This window comes from Sinorhizobium sp. KGO-5 (assembly GCF_036245905.1).
In the GTDB taxonomy this organism is placed as follows: Bacteria; Pseudomonadota; Alphaproteobacteria; order Rhizobiales; family Rhizobiaceae; genus Sinorhizobium; species Sinorhizobium meliloti_A.
In genome coordinates this window covers 90,069-104,655 of the sequence record NZ_BDIZ01000007.1, presented here as the reverse complement: position 1 = coordinate 104,655, position 14,587 = coordinate 90,069, and the positions used below count along the sequence as shown (strand labels likewise).

Here is a 14,587-nt window from a genome sequence, read left to right as displayed (position 1 = left end):
GAGGATGCCCTGCCCCGCCGAGGCGGAACAGGGCCGTTCGTCACGCAAAGACGATGCGCGGGAAATAGAAGGACACGACCCAGTTCGGCTGGTCGACGACCTCGCTGATGCGGAGGTCGCCGCAGACCGAGCACAGCATGTAGGCGTCTTCCGGCTTCATGCCGCGCGTCGCACAGAGAAGGTCGATCATGCCGGACACGGCCGCACGCGCACCTTCCATCAGATCGCTTCCAATGCCGGTCGTGACCTCATAACCCTCGGCGTCGAGATGCCGTGTGACGGGGCCCGGCGTGGTAAAGCGCGGCATCTTGAGATTGGCGTCCTTCACCAGCTCCAGCTTCACGACCACATCCATCGCGCTTTCGATGGCCGTGCCGCAGACTTCGCCATCCCCCTGCGCCGCATGCGTGTCGCCGATGGAGAACAAGGCGCCCTCCACCTCGACGGGCAGGTAAAGAGTCGTTCCCGCCGCCAGATCGCGAATGTCGAGATTGCCTCCTACCCGCCGCGGCGGAACCACGGAATGCAGCCCCGGCTCTGCCGGCGCGAGCCCGATCGTGCCGGCGAAGGGCTTCAGGGGAACCCGGCCGAGCTTGCCGAAGGCTGCGGGAGCGAGCGTAGCCGGATCATATTTCCAGAGTGTCAGCGCCGGCTCGGCGAACTGATCGGCGAGGAGCCCGAAGCCCGGAATATTGGCCGTCCAGCCAAAGCCGCTCGGCTTGAAGTGCTCGATGGTCACCTTCAGGGCGTCCCCCGGCCTGGCCCCATCGACATAGATGGGACCGGTGACCGGATTGACCTTCGTAAAATCGACCGTCGAGACATCGGCAACCGTGCTGTCGGCGGTGAAATGACCGGAGCCGGAGTCCAGGCAATTGAACTCGAGCCGCGATCCGGGCGCCACGGTTTCCGCCGGCGGGATCGAATGATCCCAGCCGTAATGGTGATGGCGTCCGTGGATGGTGTAGTCGCAGTTACTGCACATCTTTTGCATATACCTGATCGTAATGGACGGGGATGTGGACCGGATCGACGAACAGCTTGTCGTCGCCGCCGATACGCTCGGAGCGGATGGTGAAGCGCTCCTCGTTGAAGATCGGCGCCCAGGGCGCGTCCTCCATGATCTTCAGATAGATGTCGCGCCACAGGGCCTCGCGCTCCGCGGCCTTTGCCGGGTCGACGATGGCGTCGGCTTCGGCTGCCTTCTTGTCGAGCTCTTCATTGCAGTACCAGGACCAGTTCCAGCCTCCCGGCACGGCACCGCCGCAACCCAGAATGGGACCATAGAAGTTCGAGGGATCGGGGAAATCGGCAATCCACGCCATGCCGCCCGACCAGATCATCGGCGCCTGGTTTTCCTCGCCGCCGGCCGCAATGACATTGGCCTGTGCGAGCGATTTGATGGATGCCGTGATGCCGATCGCCTTCAGGTCCTGCTGGATCGCCTGGGCGATGCGCGGCTGCGGGTCGGTGTTCATGACATAGAGTTCGGTCGAGAACCCGTCCGCGAGGCCAGCTTGCTCGAGCAGCTTCTTGGCACCGTCGGGATCGTAGGCATAACCTGCATAGTCCTTTGCGTAGCCAGGCATCGAGGGCGGCAGCGGCTGGTTGGCGGCAACCGCGCGACCGTTGATGATGCGCAGGATACGATCCTTGTTGATGGCCATGTTCACAGCCTTGCGCACCTCGACCTTGTCGAAGGGAGCCATCTTGACGTTCATCGTCACATAGCCGGTGTGCAGCTGGCCACCCTGGATGATCAGGTCCTTGAAGTTCGGATCATTCGTCACTTCGACGAACTTCGCCGGCGGAATGCCGTCCCCGGGCACGTCGATTTCCCCATTCTGCAGCCGAAGCAGCGCGACGACCGGCTCCTGGCCAACCTCGAAGGTGATGCGGTCCAGCTTCGGAAGCCCTTCGTTCCAGTAGTCGGCGAAGCGCTCGAAAACGAGGCGCTGCCCAAGCGTCCACTCGGCAAGCTTGAACGCGCCGGAACCGACGGGATTCTTCCCGAAGTCGGCGCCGTGTTTCTCGACCTCTTCCTTCGGCACGACATGCGCAAAGTTGAGGGCCATGACGTGGAGGAATGTGGCGTCGGGACGGGTCAGTTCGAACCTGATCGTGTGCGGATCCTGCACCGTGATGCCGGACAGCCCCTCCGCCTTGCCGGCAGAGGCATCTTCAAAGCCTTTGATCGTCGAAAAGAAGCCGGCGCCTGGGCTTTGGGTCGTCGGGTTCACCACGCGCTCGATCGAATATTTCACGTCTTCGGCCGTCAGCTCGCGGCCATTGTGAAACTTGACGCCCTGGCGCAGCTTGAACGTGAAGACTTTGCCGTCTTCAGAGATTTCGTAGGATTCGGCAAGGTCGGGACGCAGCTCGGTCGTGCCCGGGACATAATCCATCAGGCCGTCGAACAGCGACTTGATCATCGACCAGTTCTGCCAGTCGTAGCCGATCGCCGGATCGAGTGTCGAAACATCGTCCTTGTAGGTGACGGTCATTTCACCGCCCTGCTTGATGTCGTCGGCAAGCGCAGGAGTTCCCAAGAGGGCAGCGGCACAGACGCCGGCCAGTAGCAAGTTCCTCATCTGAAGTTCCTTTCTTCGTGCTGCTGTTGGTTCTTCCCGCGTCAGCGCAGCTTGATGCGCGGGTCGATAAGCGGTGTGATGAGATCGGCGAGCAGGTTGCCGAGCACGATGGCAAACGCAGAGACGAGCGTGACGCCCATGATGATCGGGATGTCCACCCGCTGGATCGCCTGCCAGGCAAGCTGGCCGATGCCGGGCCAGCCAAAGACGCTTTCCACCACGACTATTCCGGACATGAACAAACCGATGTCGATGCCGATCATCGCGATAACGGGCAGTATCGCGTTGGGCATTGCGTGCCGGAACAGGACCTTGGCGCGGCCGGCACCGGTTGCGCGCGCCGTGCGGATGAAATCCTGGCGCATCACTTCGATCAGCGAGGAACGCATCATGCGCGAATACCAGCCGGCGCCCAGAAAGCCGAGCGTAACGGAGGGCAGGACCAGATGGGCGAAAGTGCCATAGCCGCCAATCGGGAACCAGCCGAGCTTCACGGCGAAGACATAAAGCAGCAGGATGCCGATCACGAACTGCGGCGCCGACACCCCGACGAAAGAGGCGATCATCAGCGTATCGTCGGTGCGTGAGCCGCGCCGAAGCGCCGCGACGATCCCCATCGTGAGACCGAAGATCAGTTCACAAGTGATGGCTCCGGCCATCAGCACGAGACTTGCGGGAAGCCGCGACGCGATCAGCGTCGCGACTTCGGTCTTCTGCAGGTAGGAGCGGCCGAAGTCGCCCTGCACGAGGCCGGAAACATAGCGCAGATACTGCTCGTAGAAAGGCAGGTTGAGCCCGAGCTGTTCGCGGATGTTCTCCACGGTCTGAGCCGTTGCGCTGCGGCCGGCGATCTGTCTGGCCGGATCGGCCGGTATCAGATAGAGGAGAACGAAGGTGACGAAGCTGATACCAAGCAGGATGACGACCGTCTGAAGCAGTCGCCGCGCGATATAGGCTGCCATCAATGCCTCCCCTGCTGCGTCGGATCGAGAACATCCCGCAGCGCATCGCCGACCAGGTTGAAGGCGAGCGCGAGCGCCAGGATCGCCGCACCCGGTATGAACACCAGCCACGGTGCCGACGTGAAATAGGTCTGGTTTTCGAAGATGATATTGCCCCAGGAGGGGATGGGCGGCTGCACGCCGATACCGAGGAATGAAAGGGTCGCCTCCAAAAGCACCGTCGTCGCAATCCCGAGCGTCGCCCAGACGATGATCGTGGACAGGAGATGCGGAAGAATGTGACGGAAGAGAATGCGGCCGGCGCCGGCCCCCATGGCCCGCTCGGCAGTCACGAAATCGCGCTCGGCTATCGAGCGGGTTTCGGTATAGACGACGCGGGCGATCTGCACCCAGTTCACCATGGCGATGACCATCGCAACGATCCACAGGCTGGGTGTGAAGATCGCGGCCAGAACGATGGCAAGGAGGAGCGCCGGAAAGGCCATCATCAGGTCGGTGAAGCGCATCAGCACGGTGTCCACCCAGCCGCGGAAATACCCGGCTGCAATGCCGACGAGCGAGCCGATGACGACGGCAATGCCATTGGCGACCACGCCGATGACGAGCGAGGTGCGCGCGCCATAGATCAGACGGCTCAGGAGGTCGCGCCCGACAAGGTCGGTACCGAGCCAGAATTGGCTGTTGGGCGGCAGCGGCGCGCCTTCGATGGTCAGACCCTCGAAGAACTGCTCGTGCGGGTCATAGGGCACGATCCAAGGCGCAAGCGCTGCTGCGCCCACCACCACGATGATGACCGCAAGACCGATGAGCGCAAGCGGCCTGCGAAGGAGGCGCGTCCACACGCCCGGTGTCCTATTCTCTTTGCTGCGCGCCGTTTCAGCGACCATTGTCGGCATTCTTCAATCCGTGGTTCTCGAATTCCTGGACGATCGCCGCGGCGACGTCCTCGATGCTGCAGCTGCTCGACATCGCGGTCAGGCGCAGGTGCTGGTAGGCTTCGCTGGCCCCGCAGTTCTTCCGGAGCATCAGCAGTGCCGTTGCCTCCGCAAGTTCCTGGCGCCGCGTGAGGCGATGCTTCAATGCGGCGACGTCACGATCGAGCGCACGGCGGCGGACAAAACTGTGGCTTGCGACCATCAGAGCACTGTACAGCCCGGCGCTGCCGATGGGCTTCAGAAGCTGCGCGTCGGCCCCTTGCGCGATAGTCCAGGCGATGCGGCCGGGTGCCTCGGAGCCGATCAGTGCGATCATCGGCATGGGGGCTTCCCCCTGACGCCAGGGAAATTGCTCGTCGTGGCCCATATCTGCGTCGATCAGGAGGACGTTGAACTCCTCTGCAGATCGGTCACCGGGAAAATCCGGCCAGGCCTGTTCCGCCGCAATGCCTATGCGGGCGCATTGGGCAAAGAGAGCGTCGACGTTCTGATGCGGCCGGTGCAGGATGAGCGCCCGCCAGCCATCGAAATTCGGGGTGTTATGAACAGATCTCATTTCACCACCTTCAGCTCAGGCCGCGCCTCGTTCCCTCCCATCGGGCGGACAAGCGGCGTGGATGTCAGGAACGGATCCGGCGTGATGGCTTCATACGAGCGCTTGACGATCTCGAAACTGCCATCTGCGCCCGCGCGGCCGATATGGGCCGGCAATTCCACATGGTTCGTCCATCGATCGACGCTGATGGCCCCGAGCGGTGTATCGACCGCCTGCCCGCACAGGGCGGCGCGTACACCATCCGCATCGTCGCTGCCGCTGCGCGCGATCGCCTCGGCGATCATCATCACGGCACTGAATGCCTGCACATAGAAGGCATCGACTACGGCGCCCGGATCCAGCGCCGCAAGTGTCTTCAGGAAGGAGTCGTTTTCCGGCGACTGGATCGTGCGGAAATAGCAGCTGACCGTGAAATGCCCCGCCGCGGCGTGTCGGAGCCCGGCGATCTCGCCCTCGTAGAGGTTGCAGCTGATGACCGGGCATTTATCCGGATGGAAGCGATCATCCGCTTCAGCGAGAGCGTGAAGCGCGCGCAGGAAAGCGTATGACGACGGGCCGATCAGGTTGTTCAGGATGAAATCCGGTTTCTTCTCGCGCACCTCGTCGATCAGGTGGACGATATCCGTGTCTCCCATCGACACGAAACGCTCGCCCAGGACCTCGCCGCCCGAGCGATGGAGAATGTCGCGTGCGATTCGGTTGGTCTCCCAGCCCCAGATATAGTTGGAGCCGACAAGCATCGCCCTGCTGCCGAACCGCGGCGCGATATAGTCGAGAAGCGGCACCAGGTGCTGGTTGGCACAGGCGGCAACGTAGATAAGGTTTTCGGAAACCTCGAAACCTTCATAGACGCAAGGATACCAGAGCAGCGCGTCGAGCTTCTCGACCACGGGAATCACTTCCTTGCGGCTCCAGGAGGTGGTGCAGCCCACCACATGGCGCACACCGTGCTCGCGGATCAGTTGCCTGCAAAGCGGTGCATAGCGATCCGCCTCGCCTGCGGGATCGAGATGATGGGCCTCGAGCCTGAACGGAAAACGCCCGGACGCATTGACATGCTCGATCGCTGCCATTGCGCCGCCAAAGCCTTGGCCCGCCGGCTGCGCATAGCTCCCGCTCCGAGAGAACAATACTCCTACCGGGTAGGTAACGTTGCCTTTCATTCGCCCCTCAAATGCAAAAAGGCCCCGCAGAGAAACAAAGTTTCCCTTCGAGGCCCAGATGCCGACAGATAATTTCAGCCAAGCCTAACGTTAGGATACGACTTGTCAATACGAAAGGACATGGCGGCGACGATTTCGTGTCCGGATCTTGCCGTGCTCGCTAGAATACCGCCAGCAGAAGCGCACCGGCCGCAATCAGGCAGACGCCGAGCCAGTTCATCAGATTGAGCTTCTCGCCGAGAAAGAGCACGCCGAACACAGCGACGAATATGATCGACAGCTTGTCGACCGGTGCCACGCGAGCGGCATCGCAGAGCTTGAGCGCGCGGGAATAAGCGAGCCACGAAGCCCCTGTCGCAAGACCGGACAGACCGAGGAAGAGCCAGGTTCGGCCGGAAATCTCCGTCGGGCGCTGCCATTGTCCGGTCACGGCAACGATGCTCACGACAACGACAAGGATGACGGCTGTTCGGATCAGCGTCGCGAAGTCCGAGGTGACGTCTGCGACGCCGATCTTGGCGAAAATGGCAGTCAGCGCCGCGAAGACCGCGGAGAGCAGCGCCCAGAACTGCCAGGCCTGCGTCATCAGAATTCCACGCCCTTCTGGCCCTTGATGCCCGAGCGGAAGGGGTGTTTCACCAATTCCATCTCCGTTACCAGATCGGCGATCTCGATCAGGTCTTCCTTGGCGTTGCGGCCGGTCAGGACCACATGCGTCATGTGCGGCTTCTCCTCCTTGAGAAAGCGCACGACCTCGGCGACGTCGATGTAGTCGTAGCGCAGCGCGATGTTGATCTCGTCGAGGAGCACCATGGAGTTGCGTTCGTCGCGGATGAGCTCCTTTGCCTTCTCCCACGCCTTTGCCGCCATTGCGACGTCGCGCGCGCGATCCTGCGTCTCCCAGGTGAAGCCTTCGCCGAGCGTGTAGAACTGGCAGATAGCGCCGAAATGTTTCTCGATCAGATCACGCTCGCCCGTGTGCATGGCGCCCTTGATGAACTGAACGACGGCGCAGGGCATTCCGTGGGCGATGTGGCGAAAGATCATACCGAAGCCGGCCGTCGACTTGCCCTTGCCCTTGCCGGTGTGGACGATGATCAAGCCTTTTTCGTCCGTCTTGGTGGCCATGATCTTGTCACGGGCGGTCTTCTTCTTCGCCATCTTTATGGCGTGGCGCGCTTCGTCCTTCTCGGCGATCGGTTCGCCGGTATTCGCGGTCTCGTCGTTCATGGTGTCCTCCCTATTGGTTTCCGGCCATCAGGCGGTCGGTAGCCGCGCGGCCGGAAAGGCTGTTCAGTTCGAATCGCGCCGAATTGGAGCGCGGGTTCCATAGGCCGCGGTCGATCGCCTCCAGCAGCCTCTCCGATATTTCCGAAAGCGCGGCCGGGTTCTTTTCGCGCAGGAACCGGAGGACTTTTTCGTCGGCGATATAGGCCTGATAGGCTGCCTCGAAATGATGATCGCGCACCGCCCCGGTGGTCGCAGCGAAGGCGAACATGTAATCGATCGTCGCGGCGATTTCGAAGGCTCCCTTGTAGCCGTGGCGCATCACGCCGTCGATCCACTTCGGATTGACGACGCGGGCACGCACCACGCGGCCGATCTCCTCCTCGAGCGAGCGGATGACCGGCTTTTCGGGGCGCGAATGGTCGTTGTGGTAGATGGCCGGACGCTGACCGCCGAGATGCTCAGCCGCAGCGCTCATGCCGCCCTCGAACTGGTAGTAGTCGTCGCTGTCGAGCAGATCATGCTCGCGGTTGTCCTGGTTCTGGACCACGGCTTCGATCGAGCGCAGGCGCTCCTCGAAAAGGCCCCGCTCCGCCTTTCCATCCTCGCCGGCACCGTAAGCGTAACCGCCCCAGATGAGGTAAGCCTCGGCAAGATCGCCGCGCGTTTCCCAGTTCTTCTCGTCGACAAGCGCCTGCAGGCCCGCTCCGTAAGCGCCGGGTTTCGAACCGAAGACGCGATAGGAGGCACGGCGTCGAGCCTCGTTCACGTCGGCGCCCCGCTCTTCCCACCGCCGCGTTTCGGCACGCATGCGGGCGGCGATCATATTGTCGGCATCGTCCTCGTCGAGCGCGCCGACCGCGCGGACCGCCTTGTCGAAGAGTGCTATCTGCTCGGGAAAGGCGTCGCGGAAGAAGCCGGATATACGCAGGGTGACGTCGACACGGGGACGGCCGAGAACGGCAAGCGGAATGATTTCGTAGCCGGTCACGCGGCGCGAGGCCATGTCCCAGACGGGCTTTGCGCCGATCAGTGCCAATGCCTGGGCGATGTCGTCGCCGCCGGTACGCATGTTGGAGGTGCCCCAGGCCGTCAATCCGAAAGAGGACGGCCATTCGCCGTGGTCCTGCAGGTAGCGGCGGATAAGCAGCTCCGCCGATTTCCTGCCGAGCTCATAGGCGGCCGGAGTCGGCACGGAGCGGCTGTCCACCGAATAGAAGTTGCGCCCCGTCGGCAGCACGTCCGGACGGCCGCGCGTCGGCGCACCCGAGGGACCGGGGGCGACAAACCGGCCGTCGAGGCCGGTCAGCAGACCCTTGATTTCCGCCTCGCCGGAGCTCTTGATCGAAGGCTTCAACCGCGTCTCGACCACGTCAAGTACGGCGCGGCTGTTGGTCCATCCCACCGGGCAGACGATTTCGCCTGAAACGAGCTTCGCTGCAAGCAGTTCGATGCGCTCGACCGTGTCGCCGGCGGTGCGCCATGGCGCATCCGAGAGGGCGGCGAGAAGATCGGGCCTCGGGCCGGCCCAAGGATCGGACATGACGCAATCGAGCGGGTCGAAGGGTTGCGGTAAAGCCACGTGCAATCTCAAGTCCGCCGCAATTGCCCGCTGCAGGCTCTGATCTCCGCCCTCACCCAGACCCCGCGGCACACGGGCGAGCGCGACCGTAAGATCGGTCAAAAGCCTTCCCTTCGGCGCCAGGCCGAAGATATGCAACCCGTCGCGGATCTGCATTTCCTTCAGGTCGCAGAGATAGGCATCGAGTTTTTCGAGCGCCTGGTTCTCGCTGTCGCCCTTCTCGATGCCGGCGTCGTGGTCGAGGCCGATGTCGCGGACGAGATCGAGGATCTGCCGGCTGAGCAGCCTGAGCCGCCGGGGATCGCCGCCCGCAGCCTCGTAGTACTCGTCGACCAGCGCCTCCAGGTCCTTCAGCGGTCCGTAGGACTCCGCCCGCGTCAAAGGTGGCGTCAGATGGTCGATGATGACGGCGCTCGTTCGCCGCTTGGCCTGCGTGCCCTCGCCGGGATCGTTGACGATGAAGGGATAAAGATGCGGCATCGGGCCGAATATCGCCTCGGGGTAGCACTCTTCGGAAAGCGCCAGCGCTTTTCCGGGGAGCCATTCGAGGTTGCCGTGCTTGCCCATATGGACGATCGCATGGGCGCCGAATACCTCGCGCAAATAGGCATAGAAAGCGAGATAGCCGTGCGGCGGCACGAGGTCCGGATCGTGATAGGTTTCCTTCGGATCGATATTGTAGCCGCGCGCCGGCTGGATGCCCACGAGCACATCGCCGAAGCGCGCGAGCGGCAGAGCGAATACGCCGTCGATGTAGAAGGGGTCGGCCTGCGGCGCGCCCCAGCGCGCGGTCACTTCCTGCTGAATCTTTTTCGGAAGCGCTTCGAAGAAACCCTTGTAATGATTCAAGGAAATCGTTTCGCGGATTTCCCGGTCGCCGCTCGCCGCATTGGTCGGCCCGGCCATCAGAAAGCGGATCAGCGCGTCGCCGTCATCAGGAACATTGCCGACAGCATAGCCTTCTGCCGTCATCGCTTTCAGCACTTCGATCGTGCCGGCAGGCGTATCGAGACCCACGCCGTTTCCGAGGCGTCCGTCGCGGTTCGGATAGTTGGCCATAACGATGGCAACCCGGCGGCCCCGGGGCGGTGTCCGGCGCAGCTTCGTCCAATTGGCGGCGAGGCGCGCCGCGAAACGCGCGCGATCGGCAAGCGGCTCGTGTCCGACGATATTGGCCTCCACCAGCGGGTCGTAAACCGAGGCAGCCTTGAAGGAAACGGCACGGGAGAGAACCCTCCCGTCCACCTCCGGCAACGCGACATTCATGCCGAGATCGCGGGCCATCAGCCCTTGAGCCGAAGCTTCCCAGGCCTCCCGCGACGAGCCGGAAAAGATGACCTGCAGCACCGGCGCGCCGCCTGATTCGAGCACGGTCGGCTGGCGGTCCGCGCCGGGTGCGGAAACGGCAAAGCCCGTGGCGTTCATCACGACATCCGGCACTGCTTCGGCGAAGATCGCTTCGACCGTGCCGATCGAGACCGGATCCTTGAGGCTGGAGACGAAAACGGGGAGCGCCCGCACAGCCTCGGCCGCCAGAGCCTCGATCAGCGCCTCCACCGGCTTCGTCTCTCCGCTCTGGACGAGCGCGCGGTAGAAGCAGATGGCGACGGTGGGTTCGTGTCCCGCACTGTCCACCTGACCGGGGGTTGCAGCCCGACGCGATTCGGACAGGCGCAGCCATTCCTCGAAGCCGATCACGCCCCTGCCAGGCCACCATATCCCCGCCTTGAGCAGCGGTCGCGCCGGCTGCGGCTTGTCGCCGCCATCGATCAATGCCTGCACGTAATCGAGGAAAAGGCCGGCATTCTCCGCGCCGCCTTCGGTGCAATACGCCCAAAGACGCTGCCGGTCTTCCACCGATACGGTGGAAAACGGGTCGAGGCCCGGATCCGGCTTGTCGTCGCCCGGCAACACGGCGATCTGGAACTTATTCGCAACCGCCGCGGCGTAGAGCGCCTCCAGGACGTAACGGAAGTAGCTCGCACCACCGAGCGGCCGTACGACGATCAGTTTCGCATGCCTCGCCGTGCGTTCGACGTAAGTGTCGACCGACATGGGGTGCATGAGATTCATCAGGCTGGCGATCCGCAGGCTTCTTGCGCCCGCGCGCTGACGATGGGCAGCCGCGATCGAGGCAAGCTCCGTATCGGCCGCCGACAGGAACAATATGTCGCCCGGGCTCTGTCCCAGGTCGATCGCCTCATTACCGTCGGCGATCGTTCCTTTCTGAGCTAGGAGGAGATGCATGGATGCTCCCTGGACTCCTCGTTCAAATTCGAAGCCATTTCACGCGAGCGCCGAAATCGCTGCGCGCACGGCGGGCTCGTCCATGTCATGCAGCCCGATGACGACGAGACGCGTGCCGCGTGTTTCGCCGGAAGCCCATGCGCGGTCGAAATACTGGTCGATGCGGCTGCCGACCGCCTGGACCAAGAGGCGCATCGGCTTGCCCGGAACGTCGACGAAGCCCTTGAGGCGCAGCACGTCGTGCTTTGAGATGACGCCCTTGAGCTTTTCGATGAAAGCGGCAGGGTCGGCTATGGCGCCAAGCTCTACGACGAAGCTGTCGAACTCGTCATGATCATGCTCCTCGCCTGCCTCATGCTCCATCTCGTGGTGAGACTTGCGGTTGACGATATCGCCCTCCGTACCCACTCCGAGCCCGAGCAGGATGGCGGCGGCTACCTCGCCGTTCCTCGCCTCGATCATCGTCGGCTTGCGGCTGATGCGGGAGGCCACCTCTTCGCGCACGGACTGCAGCCCCGCGGCGTCGATGAGGTCCGTCTTGTTGAGAACGATGAGGTCCGCGGCGGTGAGCTGATCCTCGAAAAGTTCTTCGAGCGGGCTCTCGTGGTCGAGATTATCGTCGCCGACACGCAGCGCGTCTACCTTGTCGTGATCATCGGCAAAGCGGCCCGCGGCGACCGCCGCACTATCGACGACGGTAACGACGCCGTCGACCGTTACCTCGCTGCGGATGTCCGGCCAGTTGAATGCGGCGACGAGCGGCTGCGGCAGCGCCAGGCCGGAGGTTTCGATGACGATATGATCCGGCCGGTTCTCCCTCTCGAGCAGCTTCGTCATGGTCGGGATGAAGTCGTCGGCTACGGTGCAGCAGATGCAGCCATTGGTCAGTTCGATGATGTCCTCTTCCGAGCAGGCTTCCGCTCCGCAGCCCTTCAGCACATCGCCGTCAACCCCGAGATCACCGAATTCGTTGATGATCAGCGCGATGCGCTTGCCGTCGGCATTCTGCAGGAGGTTGCGGATCATCGTCGTCTTGCCGGCACCGAGAAAGCCGGTGATGACGGTAGCCGGTATTTTGCCCTGCGGCGCCCTTGCGAGTGTCATGAATCAACCCTTCATTTTCAGCGGCAGTCCGGCCGCGACAAAGTAAACTTCTGCGGATTTCTCCGCCACGATCTGGTGGAGCCGGCCGGCGTGATCGCGAAAGTCGCGCGCCATCCGGTTTTCCGGGACGATCCCGAGACCGACCTCGTTAGAGACGAAAACGAGTCGCGAGCGCGCCGCGGGCAGAAAGGCGGCGAGCGCGGCGAATTCGGCGGCCATGTCGCGCTCCTCCATCATCAGATTGGTCACCCACAGGGTCAGGCAGTCTATGAGAACAGCCCGGCCGGGCTCATCGATGCGGCGAAGCAGCCCCACGAGATCGAGCGGTTCCTCGTGGGTGGTCCAACCCTTCCCCTGCCGAGTAGCCTGGTGAAGGGCGATGCGTTCCCGCATCTCCTCGTCGAAAGCCCGGCCGGTCGCAAGATAGTGCATCGGAGACCCGGTGGCCTCGACGAGTTTTTCCGCGAAGGTGGATTTTCCCGAACGCGCGCCGCCAAGCACGAGGATCGGGCCGAGATTGGAAATGTCCATACCGCCTGCCCTAGAGAAGGCTATAGCGGCAACGGCGCGCGCCGAGAACGCGTTCGATCGAAGACCTGTGAGCCACGACAACCTCCGTGCTGGCATCGGGGAGCATCTCCCCTCGGGCGGAATGCCCTGACGGATGGCAGGTCTCCTGGCTCACGGCGTCACGATCCTCATGCCCGCACGCTCGACGAACCGGCTCGGCCCGAAAAACGATGCGGCAAAAGACCGAACGGGCTCGCCTCGCCTTCCCGGCGTTTGCGGCATCGCGAAAGGCGGACGATTCGTAGAAGAAGAGGCGTCCTGCCTGGCTCATCGCAATGCCACGCCAGTGGCTTTTCCGACATGCCGCCAAACTTCACGAGACTGCCCCATGCAGCGCGTGGAAATCCGGCGAAATGCCCGATGGCGAACCCTGACCGTTCTACAGTCGCGGGGTCGGCTGCGATAAGGGCGCCCGGCGTGGGTCCGCCCCGTCGCATTCCCATTTACTCCCTCGCCCCACCTCGGCACGAGGGAACCATCCATACTGCGTTAATTATGAAGCGGCGGCGGCAAAGTCAATCGACGGCCTGCGACACCGGGACCGCCGATTACGGCAGAAATGCGCTTTCGCGCCGGCTACCCCGAACGGGTAAGCAGACACTTTCGGCCCGGCCATGATAAGAATGAATGCTTGGGGTCCGGCGACATTGTGTCGATCCGGTTATCATTCACGCTCATGATCCCCGGACCACGTCGGCCGCAGGAGATCATCGTGGAGGGTGCGATGTTTCACTTGCGTCGTGCCGCAATCGCTGCTTTGGCCGCAGCGTTTTACGGTTCCATGCCGACGATTGCCGCCGAACCGGTTGGAGAAGCGGTCCGGATCAGGACGGTCGTCACCGGCAGCGGCGGGCCGCTCGTGGAGCGGGACGCTGTTCACCGGGACGAGCGAATAAGCACGTCCCGATCTGGGCTCGGCCAGTTCGTGTTCCGCGACGGCAGTAAATTGGCGGTGGGGGCAGGCTCTTCCGTCGTCATCGACAAGTTCGTCTTCAACGATTCGAAATCGGTGCAGCAACTCACCGTCGCCGCCGCCAAGGGCACGTTCCGTTGGATCAGCGGAAATTCGAAGCACTCGGCCTATCAGATCTTGACGCCTGCCGGAACGATCGGCGTACGCGGAACCGTGTTCGACTTCTACATCGGCAATGACGGAACGACGGCGATCGTTCTCTTGGAGGGCGCGGCCCGGTTCTGCGGCCCGGCGGGATGCCAACAGCTCACCCGACGCTGCGATTGCGTGATCGCAAAGCGCGACGGCACCATGACGGACACGCACAAGGCCGGTCGCCGCACACTGGCGACACTCGGAAACCGGAAGGCCTTGCCCTTTCTTTCGGGCGACCAAAGACTTTCTGCCTCCTTCGGCAGCATGAGCGGCAGTTGCGGTATTTCGGCCGCGATCGAGATCAAACCGACCACGCCGGAACGGGCGCGGCCGCCCGAAAAAGCAAGCCCGCAAAAGGCGCCCCGCCCGGGCAAGACGCCCAGCAACGAGCCGGGCAAGCGTGGCCTCGACAAGGGGAAGAAGGGGCAGGACACGGGCAAGAAGGGGCAGGACACGGGCAAGAAGGGCCAGGATACAGGCACGAAGAAGGGCCGCGGTTAGAGCACCAGGAAAAGTGTGTAACTGTTTTCCGTCGGAAGTGC

12 protein-coding genes are annotated in these 14,587 nt (G+C 63.0%); 1 reads left to right on the top strand and 11 read right to left on the bottom strand.

The genetic code is table 11. The annotated features are described in order from the left end of the window. Positions 1-40: 40 nt before the first annotated feature. The 11 genes from BHD07_RS24780 to cobU form a co-directional block, all read right to left on the bottom strand. Positions 41-985, bottom strand: a complete 945-nt coding sequence (locus BHD07_RS24780; RefSeq protein WP_338283534.1) for an acetamidase/formamidase family protein — start codon at positions 983-985, stop codon at positions 41-43. After that, positions 975-2,591, bottom strand: a complete 1,617-nt coding sequence (locus BHD07_RS24775; protein WP_127711066.1) for an ABC transporter substrate-binding protein — start codon at positions 2,589-2,591, stop codon at positions 975-977. Before BHD07_RS24775 ends, BHD07_RS24780 begins: the two co-directional genes overlap by 11 nt. 41 nt (positions 2,592-2,632) lie before the next feature. Further along, complete coding sequence (locus BHD07_RS24770) at positions 2,633-3,553, bottom strand: ABC transporter permease (RefSeq protein WP_018095246.1); 921 nt, start codon at positions 3,551-3,553, stop codon at positions 2,633-2,635. Next, positions 3,553-4,449 (bottom strand): ABC transporter permease, encoded by an 897-nt coding sequence (locus BHD07_RS24765; RefSeq protein WP_102761297.1) that lies wholly within the window; start codon positions 4,447-4,449, stop codon positions 3,553-3,555. The genes BHD07_RS24770 and BHD07_RS24765 overlap by 1 nt, the downstream gene beginning before the upstream one ends. After that, positions 4,430-5,044 carry an ANTAR domain-containing response regulator gene (locus BHD07_RS24760; RefSeq protein ID WP_338283533.1) on the bottom strand — a complete coding sequence of 205 codons (615 nt, stop codon included), beginning with the start codon at positions 5,042-5,044 and terminating at the stop codon, positions 4,430-4,432. The genes BHD07_RS24765 and BHD07_RS24760 overlap by 20 nt, the downstream gene beginning before the upstream one ends. Continuing rightward, positions 5,041-6,207 carry a transporter substrate-binding domain-containing protein gene (locus BHD07_RS24755; protein WP_338283531.1) on the bottom strand — a complete coding sequence of 389 codons (1,167 nt, stop codon included), beginning with the start codon at positions 6,205-6,207 and terminating at the stop codon, positions 5,041-5,043. Before BHD07_RS24755 ends, BHD07_RS24760 begins: the two co-directional genes overlap by 4 nt. Before the next feature lie 160 nt (positions 6,208-6,367). Then, a complete protein-coding gene (locus BHD07_RS24750; RefSeq protein ID WP_338283530.1) occupies positions 6,368-6,793 on the bottom strand; it encodes an EamA family transporter in 426 nt (141 codons plus the stop codon). Next, positions 6,793-7,437 carry a cob(I)yrinic acid a,c-diamide adenosyltransferase gene (cobO, locus tag BHD07_RS24745; RefSeq protein ID WP_338283528.1) on the bottom strand — a complete coding sequence of 215 codons (645 nt, stop codon included), beginning with the start codon at positions 7,435-7,437 and terminating at the stop codon, positions 6,793-6,795. Before cobO ends, BHD07_RS24750 begins: the two co-directional genes overlap by 1 nt. Before the next feature lie 10 nt (positions 7,438-7,447). Next, complete coding sequence (cobN, locus tag BHD07_RS24740; protein WP_338283527.1) at positions 7,448-11,263, bottom strand: cobaltochelatase subunit CobN; 3,816 nt, start codon at positions 11,261-11,263, stop codon at positions 7,448-7,450. A 39-nt stretch (positions 11,264-11,302) separates the two neighbouring features. Next, the gene (gene cobW, locus BHD07_RS24735; protein WP_018095253.1) at positions 11,303-12,367 is read right to left on the bottom strand and encodes a cobalamin biosynthesis protein CobW; all 1,065 of its coding nucleotides are present in this window, start codon (positions 12,365-12,367) and stop codon (positions 11,303-11,305) included. Between the two features lie 3 nt (positions 12,368-12,370). After that, positions 12,371-12,898 (bottom strand): bifunctional adenosylcobinamide kinase/adenosylcobinamide-phosphate guanylyltransferase, encoded by a 528-nt coding sequence (cobU, locus tag BHD07_RS24730; protein WP_100673749.1) that lies wholly within the window; start codon positions 12,896-12,898, stop codon positions 12,371-12,373. A gap of 763 nt (positions 12,899-13,661) precedes the next feature. On the opposite strand from cobU, the gene BHD07_RS24725 reads away from it, so the two are divergent. Beyond that, positions 13,662-14,546 (top strand): FecR family protein, encoded by an 885-nt coding sequence (locus tag BHD07_RS24725; RefSeq protein WP_338283525.1) that lies wholly within the window; start codon positions 13,662-13,664, stop codon positions 14,544-14,546. The last annotated feature ends 41 nt before the right edge of the window (positions 14,547-14,587 follow it).